At 43.0% G+C, this 25,103-nt stretch carries 23 protein-coding genes; 12 read left to right on the forward strand and 11 right to left on the reverse strand.

Translation table 11 applies throughout. From position 1 onward, the window contains the following. Nucleotides 1-3: 3 nt before the first annotated feature. From ispG to der, 5 genes are all read left to right on the forward strand, one after another. Entirely contained in the window at nt 4-1,122 is a 1,119-nt protein-coding gene (gene ispG / locus ACXAC4_RS02050; protein WP_138566842.1) for a flavodoxin-dependent (E)-4-hydroxy-3-methylbut-2-enyl-diphosphate synthase, read from the forward strand. Nucleotides 1,123-1,280: 158 nt separating this feature from the next. Then, entirely contained in the window at nt 1,281-2,558 is a 1,278-nt protein-coding gene (gene hisS / locus ACXAC4_RS02055) for a histidine--tRNA ligase (RefSeq protein ID WP_058028795.1), read from the forward strand. Nucleotides 2,559-2,567: 9 nt separating this feature from the next. Beyond that, the gene (locus ACXAC4_RS02060; RefSeq protein ID WP_349284567.1) at nt 2,568-3,188 is read left to right on the forward strand and encodes a YfgM family protein; all 621 of its coding nucleotides are present in this window, start codon (nt 2,568-2,570) and stop codon (nt 3,186-3,188) included. 11 nt (nt 3,189-3,199) lie between these two features. Continuing rightward, nucleotides 3,200-4,375, forward strand: coding sequence for an outer membrane protein assembly factor BamB (gene bamB / locus ACXAC4_RS02065; protein ID WP_475158660.1), 1,176 nt, complete (start codon nt 3,200-3,202; stop codon nt 4,373-4,375). A 74-nt stretch (nt 4,376-4,449) separates the two neighbouring features. Next, a complete protein-coding gene (gene der / locus ACXAC4_RS02070) occupies nt 4,450-5,931 on the forward strand; it encodes a ribosome biogenesis GTPase Der (protein ID WP_390446744.1) in 1,482 nt (493 codons plus the stop codon). Between the two features lie 70 nt (nt 5,932-6,001). Here der and msrA read toward each other — a convergent pair whose 3' ends face one another. The 3 genes from msrA to ACXAC4_RS02085 are packed head-to-tail and all read right to left on the reverse strand — an operon-like array spanning nt 6,002 to nt 10,689. Then, nucleotides 6,002-6,538, reverse strand: coding sequence for a peptide-methionine (S)-S-oxide reductase MsrA (msrA, locus tag ACXAC4_RS02075; RefSeq protein WP_475164029.1), 537 nt, complete (start codon nt 6,536-6,538; stop codon nt 6,002-6,004). Further along, on the reverse strand, nt 6,528-9,629 hold the full coding sequence (locus tag ACXAC4_RS02080) for an efflux RND transporter permease subunit (protein WP_475158661.1): 3,102 nt from the start codon (nt 9,627-9,629) through the stop codon (nt 6,528-6,530). The genes msrA and ACXAC4_RS02080 overlap by 11 nt, the downstream gene beginning before the upstream one ends. Before the next feature lie 4 nt (nt 9,630-9,633). Further along, the gene (locus tag ACXAC4_RS02085; RefSeq protein WP_475158662.1) at nt 9,634-10,689 is read right to left on the reverse strand and encodes an efflux RND transporter periplasmic adaptor subunit; all 1,056 of its coding nucleotides are present in this window, start codon (nt 10,687-10,689) and stop codon (nt 9,634-9,636) included. A gap of 237 nt (nt 10,690-10,926) precedes the next feature. On the opposite strand from ACXAC4_RS02085, the gene ACXAC4_RS02090 reads away from it, so the two are divergent. The 5 genes from ACXAC4_RS02090 to ACXAC4_RS02110 are packed head-to-tail and all read left to right on the forward strand — an operon-like array spanning nt 10,927 to nt 15,090. Next, nucleotides 10,927-11,667, forward strand: coding sequence for a DUF2982 domain-containing protein (locus ACXAC4_RS02090; RefSeq protein ID WP_475158664.1), 741 nt, complete (start codon nt 10,927-10,929; stop codon nt 11,665-11,667). Continuing rightward, nucleotides 11,664-11,996 carry a hypothetical protein gene (locus tag ACXAC4_RS02095; protein WP_475158665.1) on the forward strand — a complete coding sequence of 111 codons (333 nt, stop codon included), beginning with the start codon at nt 11,664-11,666 and terminating at the stop codon, nt 11,994-11,996. Before ACXAC4_RS02090 ends, ACXAC4_RS02095 begins: the two co-directional genes overlap by 4 nt. A gap of 17 nt (nt 11,997-12,013) precedes the next feature. Then, entirely contained in the window at nt 12,014-13,711 is a 1,698-nt protein-coding gene (locus tag ACXAC4_RS02100) for an Lcl C-terminal domain-containing protein (protein ID WP_475158668.1), read from the forward strand. A 28-nt stretch (nt 13,712-13,739) separates the two neighbouring features. After that, nucleotides 13,740-14,258 carry an Lcl C-terminal domain-containing protein gene (locus ACXAC4_RS02105; protein WP_475158670.1) on the forward strand — a complete coding sequence of 173 codons (519 nt, stop codon included), beginning with the start codon at nt 13,740-13,742 and terminating at the stop codon, nt 14,256-14,258. A 55-nt stretch (nt 14,259-14,313) separates the two neighbouring features. Continuing rightward, entirely contained in the window at nt 14,314-15,090 is a 777-nt protein-coding gene (locus ACXAC4_RS02110; protein ID WP_475164032.1) for a YggN family protein, read from the forward strand. Nucleotides 15,091-15,119: 29 nt separating this feature from the next. Here the strand turns inward: ACXAC4_RS02110 and ACXAC4_RS02115 are convergent, their stop codons facing one another. From ACXAC4_RS02115 to zapB, 7 genes are all read right to left on the reverse strand, one after another. Further along, on the reverse strand, nt 15,120-15,956 hold the full coding sequence (locus ACXAC4_RS02115; protein WP_475158671.1) for an amidohydrolase family protein: 837 nt from the start codon (nt 15,954-15,956) through the stop codon (nt 15,120-15,122). After that, nucleotides 15,953-16,681 carry an SDR family NAD(P)-dependent oxidoreductase gene (locus tag ACXAC4_RS02120; RefSeq protein ID WP_475158673.1) on the reverse strand — a complete coding sequence of 243 codons (729 nt, stop codon included), beginning with the start codon at nt 16,679-16,681 and terminating at the stop codon, nt 15,953-15,955. Before ACXAC4_RS02120 ends, ACXAC4_RS02115 begins: the two co-directional genes overlap by 4 nt. A 21-nt stretch (nt 16,682-16,702) precedes the next feature. After that, a complete protein-coding gene (locus ACXAC4_RS02125) occupies nt 16,703-17,191 on the reverse strand; it encodes an FKBP-type peptidyl-prolyl cis-trans isomerase (protein WP_138479777.1) in 489 nt (162 codons plus the stop codon). Nucleotides 17,192-17,253: 62 nt separating this feature from the next. Continuing rightward, nucleotides 17,254-18,735 (reverse strand): LysM peptidoglycan-binding domain-containing protein, encoded by a 1,482-nt coding sequence (locus ACXAC4_RS02130; RefSeq protein ID WP_475158674.1) that lies wholly within the window; start codon nt 18,733-18,735, stop codon nt 17,254-17,256. Nucleotides 18,736-18,754: 19 nt separating this feature from the next. Next, nucleotides 18,755-19,630: an MBL fold metallo-hydrolase gene (locus tag ACXAC4_RS02135; RefSeq protein WP_475158675.1), complete on the reverse strand. Its 876-nt coding sequence runs from the start codon at nt 19,628-19,630 to the stop codon at nt 18,755-18,757. A gap of 161 nt (nt 19,631-19,791) precedes the next feature. Next, the gene (locus tag ACXAC4_RS02140) at nt 19,792-20,064 is read right to left on the reverse strand and encodes a cell division protein ZapA (RefSeq protein ID WP_475158677.1); all 273 of its coding nucleotides are present in this window, start codon (nt 20,062-20,064) and stop codon (nt 19,792-19,794) included. Continuing rightward, nucleotides 20,064-20,294, reverse strand: coding sequence for a cell division protein ZapB (gene zapB, locus ACXAC4_RS02145; protein WP_058028813.1), 231 nt, complete (start codon nt 20,292-20,294; stop codon nt 20,064-20,066). The genes ACXAC4_RS02140 and zapB overlap by 1 nt, the downstream gene beginning before the upstream one ends. Nucleotides 20,295-20,577: 283 nt before the next feature. Between zapB and ACXAC4_RS02150 the strand changes: the two genes are divergently transcribed. Next, complete coding sequence (locus tag ACXAC4_RS02150; RefSeq protein WP_475158678.1) at nt 20,578-21,414, forward strand: 23S rRNA (adenine(2030)-N(6))-methyltransferase RlmJ; 837 nt, start codon at nt 20,578-20,580, stop codon at nt 21,412-21,414. Between the two features lie 127 nt (nt 21,415-21,541). Here ACXAC4_RS02150 and ACXAC4_RS02155 read toward each other — a convergent pair whose 3' ends face one another. After that, nucleotides 21,542-22,705 carry a DcaP family trimeric outer membrane transporter gene (locus tag ACXAC4_RS02155; protein ID WP_138479787.1) on the reverse strand — a complete coding sequence of 388 codons (1,164 nt, stop codon included), beginning with the start codon at nt 22,703-22,705 and terminating at the stop codon, nt 21,542-21,544. Nucleotides 22,706-23,096: 391 nt separating this feature from the next. On the opposite strand from ACXAC4_RS02155, the gene acs reads away from it, so the two are divergent. Then, nucleotides 23,097-25,037, forward strand: coding sequence for an acetate--CoA ligase (gene acs / locus ACXAC4_RS02160; RefSeq protein WP_475158681.1), 1,941 nt, complete (start codon nt 23,097-23,099; stop codon nt 25,035-25,037). The last annotated feature ends 66 nt before the right edge of the window (nt 25,038-25,103 follow it).

The following is a 25,103-nucleotide window of genomic DNA, read 5'->3' on the forward strand; positions in this document are numbered from 1 at the left end:
GTCATGTTTTCAGAATCTCCAATTAAACGTAGAAAGTCGACCCGTATTTATGTAGGTGACGTACCTATTGGTGATGGCGCACCAATTGCCGTACAGTCAATGACGAACACCAATACCATGGACATCGATGCGACCGTTGCGCAGATCCGCGCCATTCAAGATGCTGGAGCAGATATCGTTCGTGTATCAGTGCCAACTATGGATGCAGCCGAAGCTTTCAAGAGCATTAAAGAGCAAGTTGATATTCCACTTGTTACCGATATTCACTTTGACTACCGTATCGCACTAAAAGTGGCGCAGTACGGCGCAGATTGTTTACGTATTAATCCTGGAAACATTGGCAGTGAAGATCGTATTCGTGCCGTGGTAGATGCTGCGGGTGAACGTAATATTCCAATTCGTATCGGTGTGAATGGCGGCTCTTTAGAGCGTGATTTACAAGAAAAGTATGGTGAACCAACGCCTGAAGCTTTACTTGAATCAGCGATGCGCCATGTTGAAATCTTACAGCGTTTAAATTTCGACCAGTTCAAAGTCTCTGTAAAAGCATCAGATGTATTCTTAGCGGTTGGTGCGTATCGTTTACTGGCAAAAGAAATTGATCAACCTCTTCACCTCGGTATCACAGAGGCGGGCGGCTTCCGCTCTGGCTCAGTTAAATCAGCGGTTGGTCTAGGTATGTTACTAGCTGAAGGTATCGGTGATACCCTTCGTGTCTCGTTAGCAGCCGATCCGGTACAAGAGATCAAAGTGGGCTTTGATATTTTAAAATCACTGCGTATTCGTTCTCGTGGTATCAACTTTATTGCCTGCCCGAGCTGCTCTCGTCAAGAGTTCGATGTGGTCAACACCATGAATCAACTTGAAGAGCGCCTTGAAGACATCATTGAGCCAATTTCAGTGTCAGTGATTGGCTGTGTTGTAAATGGCCCAGGTGAAGCTTTGGTGAGTGATATCGGTCTTGCAGGTGCGAACCGTCGTTCTGGTTTGTATATTAATGGTGAGCGTCAAAAGATGCGTATTGATAACGACAATATCGTCGAGCAGCTTGAAGAGCAGGTACGCGATTTCGTTGCTAAGAAGCAAGCACAGCCGGCGATCGACATCAAAATCGTCGAATAATTTTTAAAAATTACCGACAGAGCAAAGAATATCCTGCAGATCTTTTGCTCTGTCGTTTACGTTTTACGCGAGCTGGGTATAATACTTGACTCCTTTACCCACAATGCGCACTGTGTGTGGCACTCGCATTTAGCAAATAGATTGATTTAGGATTTTCAGTGGCAAAACAAATTCAGGCAGTTCGTGGTATGAACGATTGTCTGCCAGGTGATACGCAAGTTTGGCAGAAAGTAGAAGCAGTATTACGTGATACGGTGGCGTCTTATGGTTATCAAGAGATCCGTTTCCCAATTGTTGAATCTACCGACTTATTTAAGCGCTCTATTGGTGAAGTAACCGATATCGTTGAAAAAGAAATGTACACCTTTGAAGATCGTAACGGCGATAGCTTAACACTGCGCCCTGAAGGCACAGCAGTGTGTGTACGTGCGGGTAACCAAGGCGGCTTATTGTATAACCAAGAGCAGCGTCTTTGGTACATGGGTCCTATGTTCCGTCACGAGCGTCCACAAAAAGGTCGTTACCGTCAATTCCACCAATTCGGCCTTGAAGCGTTTGGTATTGCGACTGCTGATATCGATGCTGAAGTGATTTTACTTACTGCGCGCTTGTGGAAAGCATTCGGCATTTCAGATCATGTTCGTCTTGAGCTGAACTCTTTAGGCTCAAATGAAGCTCGAGCAGAGTATCGCGATGCACTTGTGGCGTTTTTAGAGCAGCATATTGATAAGTTAGACGAAGATTCTAAACGTCGTATGTACTCAAACCCACTGCGTGTTCTAGACAGCAAAAACCCTGATGTACAGGCTATCTTAGTAGATGCGCCTAAGTTATCTGAACACTTAGATGAAGAATCAAAAGCACATTTTGCAAATTTATGTGAACGTTTAGACGCAGCTGGCGTCGAATACCAAGTTAATGAAAAGCTAGTACGTGGCTTAGACTACTACAACCGCACTGTATTTGAGTGGGTAACGGAAAGTCTAGGTGCGCAAGGTACGGTATGTGCTGGTGGTCGTTATGACGGTCTAGTTGAACAACTGGGTGGTAAAGCAACCCCAGCGGTTGGTTTTGCAATGGGTATGGAGCGTCTAGTTCTTCTACTTCAAGCGCTAGAAAGCGTGGGTGAAATTCGCCGTAATGCAGACGTGTATGTTGCAGCTATGGGTGATGCCGCTAGTATTCAAGCGCCAGTGATTGCAGAGCAATTAAGAACAGAAGTAGCCGGCCTTCGTGTACAAGTTCACTGTGGTGGCGGTAACTTTAAGAAACAATTAAAACGTGCAGATAAGAGCGACGCGCTAGTTGCGCTAATCTTAGGTGAAAGCGAACTTGCTGAAGGCAAGGTAACCGTGAAATATCTGCGAGAAGAAAAAGAACAAGTCACAGTGAGCCTGGAAGAGGTTAAAACACTGTTAGCAGACTTAGCAGTATAAGAGGACTGTATGGAAATTTACTCAACAGAAGAACAACAAGCAGAAGCAATAAAACGATTTTTCCGTGAAAACGGCGTTTCACTTGCGTTAGGTATCGTTATTGGTCTTGGTGGCTTATACGGTTGGAAATACTATAACCAAAGCAAGATCACATCTGCTGAAGCTGCTTCAAACGCTTACAATGAATTGGTTGAAGGTGGTGAAGTTCTGACTAAGTCTGACTCATTCATTGCTGAAAATGGCGACTCAAATTATGCGGCGCTAGCGGCATTTGTTGCGGCTAAAGAAGCAGTTGAAAAAGGGGAGTTTGAAACAGCGGTAACTAAACTAACTTGGTTACAAGACAATGTTCAAAACCCAGAACTAAAAGCCACAGCCATCCTACGTTTAGCGCGTGTACAAGCACAGCTCACACAATATGATGCAGCGCTAAAAACATTATCACAAACAACTCCTGAGGCTTTTAAAGCACAAGTTGCTGAAGTAAAAGGTGATGTATACCTTGCAAAAGGTGACAAAGACAGCGCTCGCTCTGAATATGAAGCTGCGCTTGCTGAGTCAACAGAAGGCAATAACAGCCTACTACAGATTAAGTTGGACAATTTAGCCACAGCCCAGCCAGCAGCTTAGGAGTAGTTCCGATGAGAAAGCTAAGTATGGCCACATTGGCGTTGTGTATGGCGTCTTTGCTAGGTTGTTCATCGAACGATGATGAAGAAGAAATTGTTTTACCTGAAATTGTAAACCAATTCGAAACGCAAGTTGATTGGACGAACGGTGTGGGTGATGGCGTAGAGCATTACTTTTCTCGTTTAACGCCTGTTGTGCACAAAGACATTGTTTTTGTTGCAGCTAGAAATGGTGAGATCGAAGCAATTTCAACCGAGTCGGGCAAGACCCTATGGGAAACTGATGTTCGTAAAAATGTCAACTTCTGGCCTTGGGCAGACAACGACAGTGCTAAATTGTCGGGCGGTATTTTACAGGCTTATGGCAAACTATACATAGGCTCTGAGCATGGTGAGGTGATTGCACTTGATCGTGAAAGCGGTGAGATAATTTGGCGTAAAGCCGTACCAGGTGAAGCATTATCGTCTCCAGCTGCGGGGGATGGTCTTGTTTATGTAAATCTGGGCTCAGGTAAATTGTTGGCACTTCACCCAGATACAGGCGAAGAGCGCTGGCGCCATGAACAAGAAGTACCACCATTAACGCTTCGTGGTTTGAGCTCTCCAACGGCAGCCAATGGTGGTGTGTTATTCGGCGAAGAAAGCGGTAAGTTAACTGTTTTAATCGCTGAAAATGGTTACACCGCATGGAGCGCAGAAGTTGCAACTGCAAAAGGTGCGTCTGAATTTGAGCGCTTAGTGGATGTTGATACTAAACCTATTGTTGTAGGCGCATTTGCTTACGCTATCGCCTATAATGGTAACTTAGCAGCGGTTGATGTTCGCAGTGGCAATGTCGTTTGGAAGCGCGAGTACAGCAGTTACCGCGACTTAAGCATTGAGGCCAATGTGATTTATGTTGTCGACAGTGACGGCATTATTTACGCGTTAGACAAAGACTCAGGTATTGAGCGCTGGAGTCAGTCAGGTCTTCGTGGCTGGTATCTAACAGCACCGGCTGTTGCTGGTAATTATTTAGCTGTAGGCGATCAAGAAGGTAACTTGCACTGGTTAGATAAGCAAACTGGTGATCTAGTTTCTCGAGAAAGTTTTGATAGCTCAGGCTTTTATGTAGAGCCTGTTGTAGCAGAAGATAAATTAATTGTGGTAACCCGAGACGGTGAAGTTAGCGCGGTTAAGATCCCGTAACAGTTAATTTATTCATGCATTTTTTCAAGGCTTCGCATTGCGAAGCCTTTTGTTGTTTATTGATGAGGTAGTCTATGCTTCCGGTGATCGCTCTTGTTGGGCGACCTAATGTGGGTAAATCCACACTTTTTAACCGTTTAACACGCACTCGTGATGCGTTAGTAGCGGACTTTCCTGGCCTAACGCGCGACCGTAAATATGGTCAAGCGAACTATGATGGCTATGAGTTTATCGTTGTTGATACGGGTGGTATCGATGGTAGCGAAGAAGGGATTGAAACCGAAATGGCTGAGCAATCTCTGCTGGCCATTGAAGAAGCGGATATTGTTTTATTCTTAGTAGATGCCCGTGCGGGTATGAATGCAGCTGATCAGGCTATTGCACAGCATTTACGTAAACAAGAGAAAAAATGCTTTATCGTTGCGAATAAAACCGATGGCATTGATGCAGACTCTCACTGTGCTGAATTTTATCAATTATCATTGGGTGATGTTCATCAAATTGCGGCAGCGCATGGTCGTGGTGTAACTCAGTTATTAGATCACACTTTGCAGCCTGTTATCGCAGAGCTTGCAGCCGAAGCCGAAGAGCTTGAGCAAGATGATGAGAGCTTAGCTGAGTTATACCTTGAAGGTGAAGATGGCGAGAAGCTAGAAGATGGCAAAACTGGTTTTGAAGATAAGCCAGTTAAGTTAGCTATTATTGGTCGTCCTAATGTAGGTAAATCTACACTTACTAACCGTATTCTAGGTGAAGAGCGTGTGATTGTTTACGATATGCCGGGCACGACACGTGACTCTGTATATATTCCGATGACACGTAATGACAAAGAATACGTCCTGATCGACACCGCAGGTGTGCGTAAACGTAAAAAAGTCAGTGATGTAGTCGAAAAGTTCTCAGTGATCAAAACGCTTAAAGCCATTGAAGATGCCAATGTAGTGTTATTGGTAGTTGATGCGCGCGAAGGTATTTCTGATCAAGACTTAAGCTTATTAGGCTTTACGTTAAATGCAGGTCGTTCACTGGTTATTGCAATCAATAAGTGGGATGGCTTAGATGAGTATGTGAAAGAGCGTATCAAAACTGAGCTAGACCGTCGTTTAGGGTTCATCGACTTTGCCCGTTTACACTTTATCTCGGCACTTCACGGTACTGGTGTAGGTCACTTATTTGAGTCTGTTGATGAAGCCTATGAGTCGGCGACTAAGCGTATCAGTACAGCAATGCTGCGTCGTATCATGGATATGGCGCAAGCAGATCATCAGCCGCCGCTAGTACGTGGTCGTCGTGTGAAGTTAAAGTATGCGCACGCCGGTGGTTATAACCCACCACGTATCGTTATTCACGGTAACCAGGTACATGACTTACCTGACAGCTACAAGCGTTATCTAATGAACTACTACCGTAAAGCGCTTGGCATTATGGGGACACCGATTAAGATTGAATTTAAAGAAGGTGATAACCCGTACGCGGGTCGCAGTAACAAAATGACCTTATCGCAAAAGCGTAAGTTACGTGCTTTCTCAAAAGAAAGTCGTAACAAAGATAGTTAATACCTATCTGGGTTGTAGATATTAAAAAAGGAGCTTAAAGCTCCTTTTTTGTTATTTGCTTGCAACAAATCTACTCATTGAGTAGATGCGCGTATTTTTGACTAAACTTTGCTACTTTAGGGGCAACAACCACACTACAATAGCCCTGATTTGGGTTCTCATTAAAGTAGTCTTGGTGATACTGCTCAGCAGAGTAGAAAGTGACCGCAGGTGTTACCTCAGTGACAACTTTCTCGGCTAAATGAGGCTGTAACTGTTTGATGGCTTGTTCAGTTAGTTCAGCTTGTGCGTCATCGTGATAGAAAACCGCACTTCGATACTGTGTGCCCACGTCATTACCTTGACGGTTTAATTGAGTTGGATCGTGCAAGGTGAAGAACATATCTAATAGCTGGCTGTAGCTGATGACATCAGCGTCGAAGCTGAGCTGAACTACTTCAGCATGGCCGGTCATGCCTGTACAGATGTCTTTGTAGGTAGGATCATCGGTTTGACCTCCCATGTAGCCAGATTCAACTTTATGAACGCCTTTGACGCGGCGAAACGCCGCATCAATACACCAGAAACAGCCACCGGCAAAGGTTGCCGTTGCAATGTTAGCCATGATTTTTCTCCTCTAAAGCGCGCGCTTGTTCGGCAATTTTTTGGCTTAAGAACTCAGGTGATTGAGTCTTACGCGCCAGTAATGAGTAAGCGCAAGGAATAATAAATAGCGTCAGTATAGTTGCCACGCTTACACCTGCAAAAATAACCACACCAATAACCATGCGACTTTCTGAGCCTGGGCCTGTCGCAAATACTAGCGGGATCGCACTCATTACCGTCGTCAGTGATGTCATGATAATAGGGCGAAGGCGTTGAACGGCTGCATCAATTAAAGCCTGCTCAAATTCGATGCCTTTGTCACGTAATTGATTGGCAAACTCAACAATCAAAATACCATTTTTAGCACTCAAACCAATCAGCATCACAATACCAATTTGGCTGTAGATATTAAGACTACTGTCGGTGATAAATAACCCATACATAGCGCCAACGAGACCTAGTGGTACCGTTAGCATGATCACCAGTGGGTGTACAAAACTTTCAAATTGAGCAGCAAGCACTAAGAAGGTAACGGTTAAAGCGAGTAGGAATACGTAAGTCATGGCCGACTCACCTTCATAAAACAACTTAGATTCACCTTTATAATCTACAGCACCATCTATGTGGTTTTCTTCAGCTGCAACCGTGTTTAAGAAATCTAAAGCTTCGGCCAGCGTATACCCATCCGCAAGGTTTGCAGTGATGGTGATTGCACGCATACGGTTATAGCGATTTAAACGTGAAGCAGTGGCTTCTTCAGTCACAGTGATCAAGCTGTCTAGCGGGATCAATTCACCTGTACGAGACTTAACAAAGATATCAGCAATGTCATTAGGCGCTGCGAAATCTGCTTTAGTCCCTTTCAAAATAACATCGTATTCTTCACCGCGGTCAATAAAGGTGGTGACGCGGCGTTGGCCTAACATGGTTTCAAGGGTGCGACCAATATCACTTACCGACACACCTAAGTCTGCCGCTTTCAATTTATCAATGCTGACCAAAAACTGTGGAAAGGTTTCTTTGTAATCATGGTCTAGGCGAACAAGGCCTTTGTTCTGGCGTGCTTTGGCTAAGATTTTATCTCGCCATTCAACTAACTCTTCGTAATCGTTACCTTGTAGTACAAATTCGATAGGGCGTGATTGACCGCCACCACCAATGCCTCGGCGCATAATAGCAAAAGCACGCACATCGGTGACTTCGCGCATCTTGCCACTGATCTCACCCATAACTTGCCAAGTTGAACGCTTGCGCTCGTCCCAGTCTGGCATACCTACGATGGCAACACCACCACGACCACCCCAACCTGGAACACGCACTAGCACTCGGCTTAGTTCACCCGCTTCAACATATGGCAGTAGTCGCTCTTCAATTTTAGCCATATTTTCAGCGTTGTTTTCGTAACTCGCGCCTTCAGGGCCATTCATCATCACAAAGAAGGTACCACGGTCTTCTCTAGGTGTAAGTTCAGATGGAATTTGCTTCATGAGGGTATATGTCGCAAAACCTGCTAATACCAATACCGCCAATAAGCTGAAGCGTCTGTTTAAGTTATCTTGTAGTACTTTACGATAACCATTTTCAAGTTTAGTGAATTGCTTATCCATCCACTGAGTAAAGCGACTTTCACTGCTACTAGGCTTAAGTACTTTAGAGCATAAAGCCGGAGAAAGGGTTAATGCAGTAACACTCGAGAACACAACTGCGGCACTGGTTGCCATAGCAAACTCAGTAAAGAGTGCGCCAATTCGGCCATCCATAAACACCAAGGGCACAAACACAGAAACGAGTACAAGTGTTGTTGCTATGATGGCAAAACCGACCTCACGTGCGCCTCTAAATGCAGCTAAAAGTGGCGGCTCACCAAGCTCGATGCGGCGGTAGATGTTCTCGAGCATAACAATGGCATCGTCTACTACTAAGCCTATTGCTAATACCAGTGCCAATAGAGTGAGTAAGTTGATTGAATAACCCATTGAGAGTAAAAACATAAAGGTTGCAATCAGTGCAACAGGTACTGTAACCGCTGGAATTAAAGTCGCACGAATATTACCTAAGAAGATAAAGATCACCACGACAACTAGGCCCATGGCAATTGCAAGCGTGCGATAAACTTCAGTAATAGATTCACGAATGAAGATAGATGAATCGTAGCTATCCTGAATGGTCGTGCCTTCAGGTAAGTTACGTTTGATTTTCTCTAATTCTTTACGAGCATTATCGACCACTTCGAGGGTATTAGCTTTGGCTTGCTTTACAATACCCATACCGACCATATTTTTACCATTACCGCGGAATGTACTTTCGTTGTCAGCGGCTTCGAGTAATACATCTGCCACTTCTCCAAGGCGAATTAAGTAGCCTTGCTCGCCTCGTTTAATGACAAGGTTATTGAAGTCTTCTTGGGTTTTGTAGCTACGGGTGATACGTACAGAAAAATCTCTATCAAGAGATTCAATTTCACCTGCAGGGAGTTCCACGTTTTCACGGCGTAAAACCTGCTCTATATCGCTTGACGTAATGCCGCGCGCCGCCATGGCTTTTCTGTCTAGCCAAATCTTCATGGCATATTGGCGTTCACCGCCAATGCGCACGTTAGAAACACCATCAACCACCGCAAGGCGATCGACAATATAGCGCTGAGCGTAGTCAGACAATTCTAGTGTGTTCATGGAGGTACTGTTCAGTACAAACCATGCAATAGGACTCTCATCAGAATTAGACTTGGATACCTCTGGCGGGCGCACCTGCTCGGGGAGTCTGTCTAAAGCGCGAGATACACGTTCGCGAACGTCATTGGCCGCGGCGTCGATGTCACGGTCGATGTTAAACTCAATGGTGATGTTTGAGCGACCATTGCGAGATGATGAAGTGATGCTTTTTATGCCTTCAATACCAGAAATACGGTTTTCAAGCACTTGAGTTATCTTGGTTTCTACCACTTCACTTGATGCGCCAGTATAACTTGTTGAAACGCTGACAATTGGTGTCTCAATATCCGGATACTCTCGCAGTGGTAGCATGGTAAATGCTACGATGCCAAACGTGAGTAACAGTAGGTTGATTACAATTGCAAAAACGGGGCGTTTTACCGCAGTATCTGTAATTCTCACTCGATCACCCCTGTGTTGTTACTGAAGAGCCAGGGCGGATTTTAATGGTGCCTTCGGTGATCACTTGCTGACCCGCTTCTAAACCACTTTTAATGGCGACCCAACCATGAAAACGTTCAAGTAACTCGACTTTGACTTGCTGTGCTTTATTTTCAACATCGATGATATACACAAAATGGTTATCTTGGCGTGGAATAATGCTTTTCTCTGGCACCATGAGCGCTTCAATGCGACCTAGCTCCAGTGCCACTTGCATTAGCATACCTGGGCGTAAAAGGTTGGCATCATTTTCAAAACTCGCAGTGACAGATACGCTGCGAGTTGCTTGGTTGATACGCGGTTCAATATGCGTTACTTCACCTGTAAACGGTGCATTAGGGTAAGCATCGGAAATCGCAGATACCTGCATACCTTGTGTCAATTGAGCCAGATATTTTTCAGGTACCTGAAAGTCAACCTTGATAATGCTGATATCATCTAAAGTCGTGAAAGGGGTGTTACTATTTACGAAGCTACCTATATCGACTAAACGCTTGCCTAGCACGCCAGAAAAGGGGGCTTTAATAATCATTTCCTGCAGTTTTGACTCAGCATTGGCCAGTTTTGCTTGCAGTGCATCTACCTCAGAAGCTTGTTCTTCTAACTGAGACTGCGCGGCTGACTGAGAGCGAGCAAGTTCCTGCAAGCGTTTTAGCTGACGCTGTTGTTCTTTTAAATTAATTTTCAGCTCTTTGACGGTTAAGCGTTCTTGTTTGTCGCGAAGGGTGGCAAGCACTTGCCCCGCTTTTACAAATTCCCCATCCTTGAAAGTAAGCGTTTCTACGTAATCACTTTGCGCACTGATGATGTTGATGGCTTGGTTTGCTCGTGCTGTACCTACAGCATCAATATTGATACTTTTGATGTCAGTAGTGACAGTATGCGCAGCAACTTGGGTTGCAGGACGAGACGAAGGTCCAGTTTTACTATGACTTACTGGCAAATAAAAATAACCACTAATTGCGATTAGAATTAAAATTAAAACGGGAAAAAGAACTTTACCTGACTGCTTGTTATACATGTTGTTCGACCACTGCTAATGATGAGCTCAGTTTACAAGCTTTATACGATCGAAAAATGAGTATGGTCGTATTAATTTGTGTGTTGAACGAAAATTAAATCTTAGTTATGTGCTTGTACCGATTATGTTTTATGGATGTAAAGATGAAACCAGATAAAAAGTGTCCACGATGTGAGAAAATTAGAAAACTTGTTGTATGGACAGTTTTGATGTTCATCTTTTATTTTGGTTTCTACAATGGCTGAATCAACGAAACATGTTTTTTTAAGGGCTTCTGCAAACCGATTTAGTATCGAGTTTATGCTGGTTGGTGGTGTTGCCATTGCTATCGTTATGTTGTTTGTGACGCTCAGAGCAACGCCAATTAGTATTATCGAAATCGTATTTGTGGCTACCGCGATTATGGCGGTGATTTTAGGCTTTTTGAAAAGCCGGGAGCCTTTCTATAGCTTTCAATTGGATCATAGAAAAATTACCTACTATCATAAAGTTGGTGAGTGGAGTGTCGATACATCTAACCTATTATCTATTGGAGTACCTGTAGCAACTGATGGCTTTGAACAAGCAGAATTAAATGCTGTTGGGATAAAGCTCAAAGATGAAGCAAGCTTCTTAAACGACTTACACCCTCGATTAGCGTGCAAATTATTAATTGAACAGCGGCATATTTTTTTACAAGCTGTTAAAATGCATTGCAAATCCGGCTCCTGCCCATCAAAATGGCTTGTTGAACCAAGTGAGTTCCAAGCGGGCTCGGGTCAAACTTATACCGGTTTAATCGCCATGTTCGCAAATCGGATGCAACATTTACACACGTTGACAGGTTATCATTTGCTGTTACCTGCAAATGTGTTAGATAGGGATATATGGGATTTTTCAAACCTATTGAACCACTGGAAATTAAATCCAGAAATGGTGGTCCAAGAATTGCTTGATAAACAGGCCACCGTTGCAAGAAGTAACAGGAACGATTCATGAGTACAGAAAGAGCCTTTATTAAAAGTGGTCGAAATACCATTATTCATAAAGAAAAGAAGCTCGACCTAGTAATTGTAAATGGTGAGGCACACCCAAAAATTAAAGTAACAGCGAATGGACTTGTGCCATTTAAAGAAGAACTGCCAAGAAACCGACGCGAAGGTAAAGAGCGTTATTTAGAAGTTGTTCAAGTCGCAAGTGCCGATGTTTTTGGGGAAGTAAAACGTTTGTTGTTTATCCAAGCGCTTGATGGCCGCGAATACAAAGTCGATTATAGTAAGGTCGGTACAAAATTATTTGTGCGTATACATCAAGATAGCTATCTCTAATTCTATTAGGAGCGTCTATGTTGCGTCGAGCATCGCTAAGTGTTGTAGCGAGTTTTTTACTTTTAGGATGTGGCGGTGGAGGCTCCGACTCCAATGATACCGTTGAAAATGCCAGTGTTAACGCTGGCAGTGACTTTAGTGTTGAAGAAAAAGCTGAGTTTACACTTTCAGCCATAGGCTCACCTGCTGGTGGCACATATACTTGGCAAGTGATGGAAGGTCCCTCTATGGAGGGGTTTCCGCAAGAAGGTAAAGAGCTAAAACTCGCTGCACCAGATGTAAAAACAGACACCTCAGCCACGATTAAAGTTGAATACCTAGCACCAAGTGGTGTATTGGTTTCTGACACGGTGACGATTGCGATAGGTTCTAGAAACCAGTTACCGATCCCTCATATAAAAAAAACCTTACCTGATAGAGATGAGCTGCAATACAAAGACGAAATCACGTTAAGTGCAGACGAGTCTAAAGACCCTGATGAGAACGGAAAAATCATTGAGTATTTGTGGGAGCAAGTCAGTGGCCCTGAACTGACTTTTGAACGCAATGATCAAATAACCTTAAAATTCATTCACCCATTGTTATCTGCGAATGACACAGCAAGGTTTAAGCTGACTTTAACAGATGACGAAGGCGGACAAAGTAGCACTGAGTTCTCATTGACCTTGTATAAGAATGCGCAAGTGGTTTTTGCTGATGCGGGTGAAGATATAAAAGTCATCGAGTTTGATAAAGGTGAGTTGAATGCCACAGCGAGTTTGTCCTCATCGGGAGAATACACATGTTTGTGGGAGCAGATAGAACGACCAAAAACTCAGCTTGAAGATTTAATTACAGATCCAACGTTATGCCAAACAACATTTACCGCGCCTGATGTTGATATCGCTTCATTGTTAAAATTTCAAGTTACTGTTTCAGAACCAGGTGGTTTTACTGATAAAGATACTATGGAAGTCAGTGTGCAAAGGCGGGCTGTCGGTGAGAATTTAAATGACAGTGGTCAACAACGCTGTTTTGACAGTGAAACGGTTATAGACTGTGAAAGTGATGTTTTCCCGAGGCAAGATGCTGAACTTGGTAGAGATAGCTTTGTGCAGAATGAGGGAAAAACAGGTGCTGGCCTTGCATCTTTCGATTTTACTAAGCTAGATGAGAATGCAAGACCTATTATCGATAGTTCCACCAGTAGTTTTAGCTGTGTTAAAGACAACAACACAGGGCTGATTTGGGAGGTAAAACAGCCAAATATTGCGACTCCTCCAAATACACCACTTCGCGATACACGAAATACCTATACCTGGTTTTTAACGAATTACCCGAACGGTACGCGAGGGACGAATGTATCAACATGCCCTAGTAATACCTATTGTGATACACAACAGTATATTGATGATGTAAACGCGACAAACTATTGTGGAGGCCGAAACTGGCGCTTGCCGACTTTCACTGAGCTGATGGGCATCTTTAATTATGGTGAGGTATCAGGAAGCTCTTATGTGTTAGATCCTAATTACTTTCCTGCTATAGCTAACCCGCAATGGAATAGCAACAGCTTTTACTGGACTTCACAGGTAAGTATTGAAGGTGCAACTAATAATTCAAACCTAATTGAAGCGTATGCTTTTGATATGCTGACAGGTGAAACGGTTGAATTAGAACAGTCTACCAAGGCTTATATCCGACTTGTCAGAGAGGTGTCGAATAATGGTAACTAAACACACTTTTTTACTGCCGGTCTTACTTATGAGCATAAGTGCTTCGGCCCAAGTATGTATTAGCGAAGCAACCAATCCGGTTGGCTTTATTGAGCCTGGTGATCGTTTTGAAATTGATGAGGCTGAAGGTGTTGTATTAGATAGAAGCACTGGCCTCATGTGGCAACAATGCGAAGTTGGGCTTAATTATAATGCTGATAATAAAACCTGTATTGGCAGTACACAGAAACTCACTTGGCAACAAGCACTATTAGAGGCTAACGATAATAGTCATGCAGGCTTCACAGACTGGCATGTACCTAACATTAAAGAGCTTGCAAGTATTATTGATCACAGTTGTGCATCGCCTGCGTTGCCGCAACTTGAGCTAGGCGTATTTCTTTTTAGTAACGAATTAATCAGTGGCGAAGAGGGAGATTACTGGTCTAGCACGACGGTGACGCTTGAGCCTCAATATGCCTGGACGTTCCAAGTTTCTGACGGCAAGAACAGGTATCTCAAAAAAACGCAGACTGGTCGATTAAGACTGGTACGTTACGCAAAATAGATTTAGCTTCAAGAGAGAATTTGCTAATCTGTGCGCCTTAATTTCATGGGGCTTTATTTTGAGACACTTGTTTAAATCACTGTTACTAACAACGCTGTTTACTGGCTCAGTTTGGGCCAGTGATAAATGTGATGTTGAGCTAGATCATGGCTTGATCATCACTGATTCAGTGATCCGTATCGTCGATAAAGGTCAAACCCGCGTGCAAATCAATAACGACGAACAGTTGCTCATTAAAGGCTACTATATTCAACTCAGTGATGAAGAAACCAAGGTCTTGAAAGAATACGCACTGGGCATACGCGATACGGTTCCAGAGCTTGTGAGTCTTGCTACAGATGGTGTAAATCTTGGTTTAAGTGCCATTGAGCAAATTGTCGAAGGCATGTCAGACAAGGAGCCGGAAGTATTAAAGACTCAGTTGCAATATGTCGAACGTGCGCTGATGGACAAGTTCAAACGCGGAGATGACTTCTTTTTTATTGCGCCTCAGTCACTGTCTAAAATTGACGACTTCTTTACTCAAGAGATCAGTCAAAAGATCCATTCTGCAATTCATGGCTCACTAGGCTCAATTCTAGTGTCACTCGGTGATGCCTTTAAATCTCGCGAAGGTAATATTGAAGATCGCATTACAGACATGGGCCAGCGTATGGAGATCATCTCCAAAGAAATCGATAAATCTCTAAAAAAGAAAGCGGAGCAGCTTGAAGATAAAGCCGAAGAATACTGTGAGTGCTTAAACTCACTAGATGAAACTGAAGCGCGCTTACAAGCCATTGTGCCTAGTTTAAAGGCCTATGACTTAGTTAGGATCAGAGCGTCAAAATAAACTGCCAACATAGGGTAGCTTGATTTTAGTTAGCCGAAATAAAATCGCTCAGCATTCGTAAAGCTGAGTTTGTGCCAAGTGGCATAGTCATCCACGAGTTGTCTGTAACCTTGCCACACTTTTAAATAATCCTCTCGCATTAAACAAACGGGATAGTTAGAAGCAAACATCACTCTATCTTCGCCAAAGTATTCTAATAAGAGATTTAATTTTGCCTTTGGGCATAAAGCATCAGCGCAGTGTTCCTGACCAGAAAACTTAATAAAGATGTTATTTGTATCTCTTAATAATGAGAGTGCGCTTGTGTAATCATGCAGGTTATCAATAAAGCCAGCGTGGTTAATAACAATCTTAAAATTAGGATGAAGTGTGGCACTTTTGAGCAATGCTTTTACTGCATCAAGATGGCAAAGCTCAAATTGCGCTTCAAAGACTAAGCCGTGTTCAGCGAGCGTGTTCAAGTTTGTTTTGGTGTTATCAGACAATAACCTAAGATAAGTTTGGCCTTCGGTAATATCACGAATACCAATAAAGTTAGGTGCTGATAGTAACTCAGTTAATTGTTGTTGAAAGATGTCAGATTCACTGTCTATTTGAATGTAGCTGATGGCTTTAAAAGGGACGTGTTCAGGCGTACTACTGGCAAGCCATGCAAGCTCAGCACTTGGCTTGGCATTATTAAACCCTGCCTCTATGTGCACAAAGCTATGTACTGCAAATTCAGTATTGGCTAAATCGGCATAATAGTGGTTTTGCTTAATTTTATCTAGATTCGGCCAGTTGGGACCAGAGCCTTGAGTGAGCCAATGATATTGACCCAAACTTAAGTCAAAAAAGTGTAAGTGTGGATCAATTATCTGCATCATTGTGCTGTATAGCCCCCATCGATGCTTTGTAGGCTGCCTGTGATAAAGCTAGCATCATCAGACAGTAAAAATGCGGTGAGTGCAGCAACTTCATGAGCTTGGCCCAATCGGCCTAATGGCTGTAGTTGCGCTTCTTCAGCCACGATTTCTGCTTTGTTAGCACCGCTCTTTTCACAGTATTTATCAATGGCATGGTGGAATAGCGGCGTTTCTATGGTGCCTGGGCACACGGCATTAGCGCGAATGTTAAACTTAGCGTAATCAAGCGCCGTGGTTTTTGCCATTGAAGCCAATGACGACTTAGTCAGGTTATACGCAAACGAGTTCGGTTTACCTATGATGGCTTGGTCGGATGCCATTAACACAATCGCGCCATTATTTTGTGCTTTCATGCTTGGTAAAACAGCTTGAATGGCTGCGTAAGCGCCTTTTACATTCAAGTTAAATAATGCGTCTAACGTGGCTTCATCGGTATCTTCAATGGTGGCACTTAAATGCTTACCAGCATTAGAAACTAGGGCGTCAACACGACCTGTTTGCGAAATAATTTCAGCAATGCACTGTTTTACTGTAGCGACACAACTGACATCACACTCTACGAAACTGCCAACCTCAGAAGGGGCAATATCGAGATTATAGACTTGGTAGTTTTCTGATAGCAGCTTTTCAACAACGGCGAGGCCGATGCCAAAGCTGCCACCTGTTACGATGGCAACTTTATTCATAATAAGTTATTCAATCTAAAATTAGTGACCGCAACCACCTTCACCGTGAACATGACCGTGAGATAACTCTTCAGCCGTCGCTTCACGTACAGATACCACTTCAACATCAAATGTCAGTGTTTTACCTGCAAAAGGGTGGTTTAAATCACAGTCTGCGTTAAAACGGCCAACTTTTACAATGCTTACTTGATGGCGACCTTGATTTGATTCAACAATGGCACTCATGCCCGGCTTCCATACTTTGTTGTTGCCAAGTCCCTGTAAGTGTTTAATAGGAATACGCTGAATTAAACCTTCTTGATACTCTCCGTAGCTGTCTTTTGGCTCAAGTGTCACACTGAATTTGTCGCCTGCGGCTTTGCCTTCAAGCGCTGCTTCTAGACCTGGTAGCATGCCTTCAGTACCGTGAAGGTAAGTTAATGGCTCAGCATTTGTGCTTGTTTCAATTTGCTCACCTGCTTCACTTAACGTGTAGTGAAACTCAACAGCCGTATCTTTAGTAATTTGCATGTTTTTCTCTCTTATCTCAGTTTGGCGCACATTTTACGTGAGCAAAGCATTTAGTGCGAGTGTTAAGGAGAAGTATTCGGCTTTACGAGTTGCTCTAGCTCAGAAAGAAACTTTTTCGGTTCAGGCTTTTTAGGTGTTTGTGCAGGTCTGGGTAAATGCAGTAATAGCTTTTTACCAGGTTTTAGCAAACTAGTGCTTTTTAGGTTATTCCATGTCAGTAAATCTTTTACGGGTACATTGAATTGTTTGCTGATCTCCCAAAGAGAATCGCCATTTTGAATGATGTATTCATGCTCCATGGTTAACACTGGCTGTTTTTCTTCTTGGGCCAGATAAGGGCTTACTTGATATTCAAGCATTAAGTTGTCGAGTGGTTGTGCTTTTTTTATTTTTAGTACTTCACCCACTTTTAAAAGACTCGTTTGCTTATTGTTGAGTGCCATTAGTGTATTGACCGAGGTATTGAAGCGACGTGCTAAACCATAAAAGGTGTCATTTTTAACCACGGTATAAGTTTGGCTAAAGTAGTTTTGAAAAAAGTCACTTTGCCACAGTTGTTTTTCGGTCAGGGGTAACAATACTTTATGAGGACCTTCTGGGGCACTTTGGTGTTGTAGGTAGCCGGGGTTTAGCTGGTGGAGTTGTTTTTTACTAACCCCTGTGAGTGAGGCAAGTACTGAAAAATCAAAACGCTGAGCAAAGTCGACTTCACTGGTTAAAGCATAGTTAGGCAGCTTAGGCACCTTGAAATTTGGGTGCTTGGCCTGAAGCAAATAGCTTAAAGCGAGTAGTTTAGGTACGTAATCAGCGGTCTCAGAAGGGAGTTTGAGCTGCCAGAAATAGCCATGCTTGCCTTGCTTTTTACTTTTTCGAATCGCTTTTTTTACTCGGCCCTCTCCGGTGTTATAGGCTGCGAGCGCATGTAACCAATCACCGTTAAAGCGTTGGTATAGATAAACTAAATAATCAAGGGCGGCATCGGTTGAAGCTAACACGTCTTGTCTGCCGTCGTACCACTCATCGGTTGTTACACCAAAGTGATAGGCGGTGCTATCCATTAGCTGCCAAATACCCACAGCACTTTGACTAGAGTGCACCTTAGGACGAAAGTCACTCTCAACAAAAGGCAGTAACACCATATCCATGGGTAAGCCTTTTTGCTTTATCTTTTCGGCAATATGAAACAGATAAGGTTTTGCACGCTTATTCACTTTTAACAAGTAATCGGGCTGTTTCAAATACCAGTCAATGCGTTTTTGCAAGCGAGGTGTCGGCACTATGTCAAAGGCTAAACTGGCAATTATTTCTTGCCAAAGATCGTCGTAAACAATAGGTCTAACTTCAGGTGTAATACTGGAGTGTATGTCTTCTTGTGTTTTTTTATCTGCTAGATAGGGTTTATATTCAGGCGTAGATTGGTTAAACAGCGCCGCAATTTCATGGGGTTCAGCTGGGGCGTTTTGATGAGGTGTAGAGGTACTTTGGCATGCTGTTAGTACTAGCAACCCAATACACAATAAAATGCGTCTTAAATGTATATTCATACCCATGCTCCCTGTCAGATTATAGCACTGTCCCTTGCTTTTGCATTTTTTGCGCCTGTCTGTTTTTAGCCAGCTCATACATTAATCTTAACCGAGTTTGTGTGAGCTCATCCGTTTTGTACATTGCCAGCAATGCTTCTGGCATCACCATCGAGTCGCTGTTGATTGCGGCCTCTAAGAAGGAAATTGGTTTTTGTAACGCTTTGAGCTTATATGGCTTACCTTGTGCTGGTAGTAACCAAGTCACTTTTTCAGAGTTTCGTAGTTTTTTGATTGTTGCTAACCAAGCCTCTAAATCACTGTCCTGTACATAGGGGATAGGATCCGCTGTTAAGCCTGCAAACAATCCGAGATTATGATGACTTAGTATACTTAGGTCGCCTTGTGTCGCGCCTTCAATTTCTTCTACGACAAGGGAATGCGCGCCTAAATCTAGAGTCACTTGAGCAGCCTTTAATAAAGTAGGGGAGGAAAAGGCTGTACTTTGCCACTTTTCAATACGCCCCTTAGCTTTATTCAGCCGTTGCTGCATCTGAACATTAGAGTGTGTTTCTAATCGAGATTGACTGAGATGTAGGCTTTTTTCAAATCGCGAAAGTTTATCTTTTAAGGCATTTTGGTATTCATTGAAATACTTTGAAACATGACTCGGTGCATGCCATATCGCATCAGGAAATTCATTCGCTAGCAGCATCATCCCTAAGATTTGTTCTTCATCGCTGCTGGTGCTAAATAAATAACAAATAGGTTGGGGAATTCGTTTCTTTACTTCGCTTACAAAATTTTCTAGTGCGCTAAAGTCTCCATGTGCATCAATAATAGCCGCGCATCTTTGACCGACCAAAACTGCCTGATTGCTTGTGAGGTAGCGGGCGTCAGACGGAGGGGCTATCAAAAAAGTCTTGTCATCGAACTTTAGCCATTGTGTTGCAGAAACTGAACTTGAGATAAAAATAAAAAGCAGGGCGAAGAAAAATCGCATAATCAAATAGAATATTACTGTGCAATTCAAAGTTGCACGTAATTTAACCGATTATGCGAATTGATGAAAGAGAATTACTCTTCACTGCTTGCTAGATGAGAAGAAAGTTTTGTGATTAGGTTTTCTTGCGCAGTTTTCTGTGCTTGTAAGTCGTGACACAGGTGCAATGCGGCCATCAGTAATGCGTTGTGTTCAGTGCGTATAGAACTGCGCTGCTTCATTTCTTCTACCGTGCTATTAAGCAAGGCTGCAGCATCGAGGAGCGCGGGCTCTTGCCCCTCAGTGCAGGCAAATTGATGTGTTTTGCCAAGCAGGCTCACTTCAACTTGAATGGTTTTTTGTGACATTAGCTAGCCTGAGTTGCACTCTGTAGCTTGCTCAACAGGCCAGATAAAGTTTGGCTTGTCTCTTTTTGCTTTTCTTCGCTTTCAAGTACTTCTAGCTGAAGAGTTTCGTTTTCATCAACTAGTTTTTCATTTTGAGCTTTAAGCTCTGAAAGTTCGTTATTTAAACGATTATTTTGGTTGATCAGTTCATCAATCAATTGTTCGAGTTTTGGGAGAGTTTCGTTGTTCATAAAGGCGCTCTATTGACTGTTATATATGGTACAAATGTAAAACAAACTGACTAAGGATGCTAGCAAATACCTAGCTTTGCGGTGCATTTTGTCATTATTTAGTCATATTTAGGTAAATTCAGCTCTAATACATGTAATAAATACTATTTTAAATAGTTGAGCGCTTCTTAATTTTATATTTCTCTGAGCAGTGTCGTTTATATCTGATGGCAATTAGGCGATAATGCAAGTTGTTTTCTTCTAACCTGAGTGAGTGCTCAGGTAAACACTTTTGGGCGCAATTATGCTGAGTTATCGACATTCATTTCATGCGGGCAACCCTGCTGACATCATCAAACACCTTGTTCTGGCACAAGTGCTGGAGTATATGACTAAAAAAGACAAGCCGTTTGATTACATTGATACGCATTCAGGCGCTGGTTTTTTTGAATTAGCAGGCGCCGATTCGCAAAAGACACAAGAATATCTAGATGGCATTGGTAAGCTTTGGCACTACCAAGGCCAAAACCAAGCAATTATAGATTTTGTCGAACTGGTTAAAGGTATGAACGAAGCGTCATTATCGTTTTACCCAGGCTCACCAAAAGTGGCAGAGCAGTTTTTACGTCGCCAAGACAAAGGCTGGTTCTTTGAATTGCATCCGCAAGATTTAGCTTTACTTGAAAAAAACACTCAGCATAAAAAATCTCTCCGTGTAAAAGGGGAAGATGGTTTTAAAGGTTTACAAGGTTTGGTGCCACCAGCTTCAAGAAGAGCTTGCGTGTTAATGGATCCGCCGTATGAAATAAAAACCGACTATCAGCATGCCGTTAAAATGATCATCAAGGCACACAAAAAATTTAGCTCTGGCACCTACATGATCTGGTATCCGGTTGTGGACAGAGAGCGCATTGACTTAATGGAGCAAACCTTAAAAGAGTCGGGCGTTAGAAACATTCAATTATTTGAGCTGGCAACCAGTGCTGATACTGATGTACATGGTATGACGGCTTCAGGCATGATGGTTATTAATCCGCCTTGGACACTAAAAAAGACCATGGATGAAGTGTTGCCTGAACTGGTTGATTTATTGTCTGATGAAGATGGCTTTTTCAGAAGTGAGCAGCTAGTCGAAGAATAATTTGTGTCTTCGATGTAAAAAGACAAAGTAAAAAGAAAAAATAAAGCGGCATAATGCCGCTAAAAAACTTAGCCCATAGTTTGCTAGCTTTCCTATTTAGAAAGCTAGCTATGGACAAGTCGGGAGTTTAGAACACGTATTTCACAGACATTTGAATACGGTTTAAATCACCATCTACACCACTTTCAGTCTCACGAGTACCTACTTTATATTCAGCACCAAAAGTCAGCTTTTTAACTGGAGAGTAAAGTAAGTTAGCACTGTAGCTCATGCTTGATTTAGTTGGGTTATAGCCAGCACCTAGTACATCAGTTACATTATCCGCTTCGAAGAATGAATATAAGAAAGTTGAACGGAATTTGTCATTCCAATGGTGCTGATATGCAACAAAACCTGATGTCGAGTCAATAGTATGCAGGTTAGAGCCGTCATATACCGCGCCATTCGCAACGTTTAGACCCACATAACGGCCAAGACCAGCACCTTGAGTTAGCATAAACTTCAGATTATTTTTACCAAAGTTCACACGACCTGATGCACTCACACCGAATGATGTTTCGCTTTCATCAGCCGCGCCAATTTTGTAAGTGAGCTGACGTGCAAGCGCTGTAAGTACAAAATTACCCCAATCCGCTTTGTGTGTATAACGCGCTGTGAAATCAGGCATAGATGCATCATCTGTTACAACACGGCCAGAATCAGCAGTTGTTACTGTGCTTTCTGGGTTTTCTACTGAGAATGAGAAGTTACCGCTGGTATATTTCGCCATTGCTTGACGAACGAATACTGTACCTTCGGCTGGCCCTACAAAGTCAAGTGTTTCAGGCAGTGCACCGACGTTTTGGAAGTTTGACCAAGCTTGACCAAATAACCAGCCTTTGTAGGTAACAAATGCTTGACGAATACGCGGAGAGTAAGAGTTACTCACACGCTCATTACCACCCGTTGAGGCAATAAAGTCTAGTTCGATTTTCGTTTTAATGGTGCTGCCATCTTCAAGTTTGGTGGCGGTGCCAAAGTTAAAACGAGATTGACGGGCATGCATGTCAAATACCGCATCTTCACTGCTAGAAGCAGATACTGGAGTTGTGCCCGGTACATAGAAGTCACGGCCAATGTGTTGTGCGCCTAAGGTACCGTCAGAAAAGTCACTCCAGATAGCGTCGAGCTTAACGTAACCGCCATAGCTTACTTTGGTGTCTTCGATTGTACCTGCTAGAGCGGGTAGGCTTAGAGCGCTTGATACTGCTAGTGCTGTAAGGGTTTTAATTGCTACACTTTTAGTTGTCATAGTTGATGTTCCTTAAAGCTACGTTGTAAATTGCAACGACGCTGTCATGAATAAGAGTTCATACCCACTGTTGTTGATGGTCGCTTTTTGCTCAATTAGCCTTTGGTCTATACGACTAAGGTGGAGTAATAAACAAACAGTTCACAGACCATTAATAATTCGTGGCAGTATTTCGTCTATAAAAATAGTGGTTAATCGTATTTTACGCTGTATTTTTCATTTATTTAATATAGGGTTGTACTGTTTGGTTCTATTTTAGGCACTTTATTGCAAAAAATGATCTGTGTTTGTTTTTTAACCTTTATACAACTAAGGTCTAATTCTTAAACTGCAACGCCTGAGTGATCCTTGATGAAAGCCCAAGGGCAAGTAAATTAATATGGAGATGACTATGTCACAAAGCATTTATCCGGTTCCTGAAGCTATCAAGAACAATGCATTAGTTAATAACGACCAGTATGAAACTTTATATCAACAGTCTATCGACAATCCTGAAGCATTTTGGGCTGAACACGGTAAACGCCTTGATTGGTCAACCCCTTACACAAAAGTTAAAAACACTTCTTTCGATAAAGGCCACATCAGCATCAATTGGTATGAAGATGGTGAGCTGAACGCTTCTTATAACTGTATCGACCGCCACCTTAAAGACAAAGCCGATAAAGTTGCGCTAATTTGGGAAGGCGATAGCCCAGACCATAGCGAAAATATTACGTTTCAACAGCTTCATGATGAAGTGGCTAAACTTGCCAACGGCCTTAAAAAGCTAGGTGTTGAAAAAGGCGACCGCGTTGCGATTTATATGCCGATGACGCCATTTGCAATTTATGCAATGCAAGCTTGTGCACGTATTGGTGCTATCCATTCAGTGGTATTCGGTGGTTTCTCACCATCAGCAATCGCAGATCGTATTAAAGATTCTGGCGCAAAAGTAGTGATTACTTCTGATGAAGGCCGCCGCGGTGGTAACACAGTTCCGCTTAAAGCCAATGTTGACGAAGCGGTTTCTCAAGACGGTGTGACTACGGTTGAGCATGTTGTTGTGCATCAACTAACGGGTGGTGAAGTTGATTGGCAAGGTCATGATGTATGGTGGCATGAGTTAACGGCTGATGTACCAGCTGAATGTGAACCAACGCCAATGAATGCTGAAGACCCATTATTCATTCTTTATACTTCTGGTTCGACTGGTACACCAAAAGGTGTGGTACATACAACCGGTGGTTACCTCGTTTATTCATCAATGACCCATGAATATGTGTTCGATATTAAAGAAGACGATATTTACTGGTGTACAGCCGATGTGGGTTGGATCACAGGCCACAGCTACATGGCATACGGCCCACTAGCTAATGGTTGTACTCAGGTTGTATTCGAAGGTGTACCAACTTACCCAAGCGCAGGTCGTATTGGTGAGGTGGTTGATAAGCACAAAGTAACTATTCTTTATACTGCTCCGACGGCAATTCGCGCATTAATGGCGAAAGGCGATGAACCAACCGCTAGCTCAAAGCGTGATTCACTGCGTATCATGGGTTCAGTAGGTGAGCCAATCAACCCTGAAGCGTGGACTTGGTACCATGAGCGCATTGGTAATAGCAAATGCCCAATCGTAGATACTTGGTGGCAAACAGAAACCGGTGGCATCATGATCACACCACTGCCAGGTGCGACAGATATGAAACCAGGCTCGGCAACACGTCCATTCTTTGGTATTGCCCCGGCTCTATTTGATGCCGCGGGTGAAACACTACAAGGCGCAACAGAAGGTAACTTAGTTATTCTTGATAGCTGGCCGTCACAAGCGCGTACAGTGTATGGTGACCATGAGCGTTTTGAGCAAACTTACTTCTCTGCTTACCCAGGCGTTTACTTCACAGGTGATGGTTGTCGTCGTGATGAAGATGGTTATTACTGGATCACAGGCCGTGTAGATGACGTACTAAACGTATCAGGCCACCGCCTAGGTACTGCTGAAATCGAAAGTGCCCTAGTTGCGCACGAAGCAGTTGCAGAAGCTGCCGTAGTTGGTTACCCGCATGACATTAAAGGCCAAGGTATTTATGTTTATGTGACACCGAATGAAGGTGTGCAGGTAAGCGATGAGCTAACAAAAGAAGTGCGTAACTGGGTTCGTAAAGAGTTAAGTCCAATTGCTTCTCCAGATATGATCCAATGGTCACCGGGTCTACCTAAGACACGCTCTGGTAAGATTATGCGCCGTATTTTACGTAAGATCGCCGCAAATGAGCATCAACAGCTAGGTGATACGTCAACACTGGCCGATCCTACTGTAGTAGATGAATTAATAGAAAATCGTTTAAATCGTTAATAGAACGCTAAAAACTTGAATTTCATTAAATTCTAATCGTACTATATCGGCTGTCCTCTTTCAGAT

This window comes from Pseudoalteromonas sp. AWM4_233, assembly GCF_056158285.1.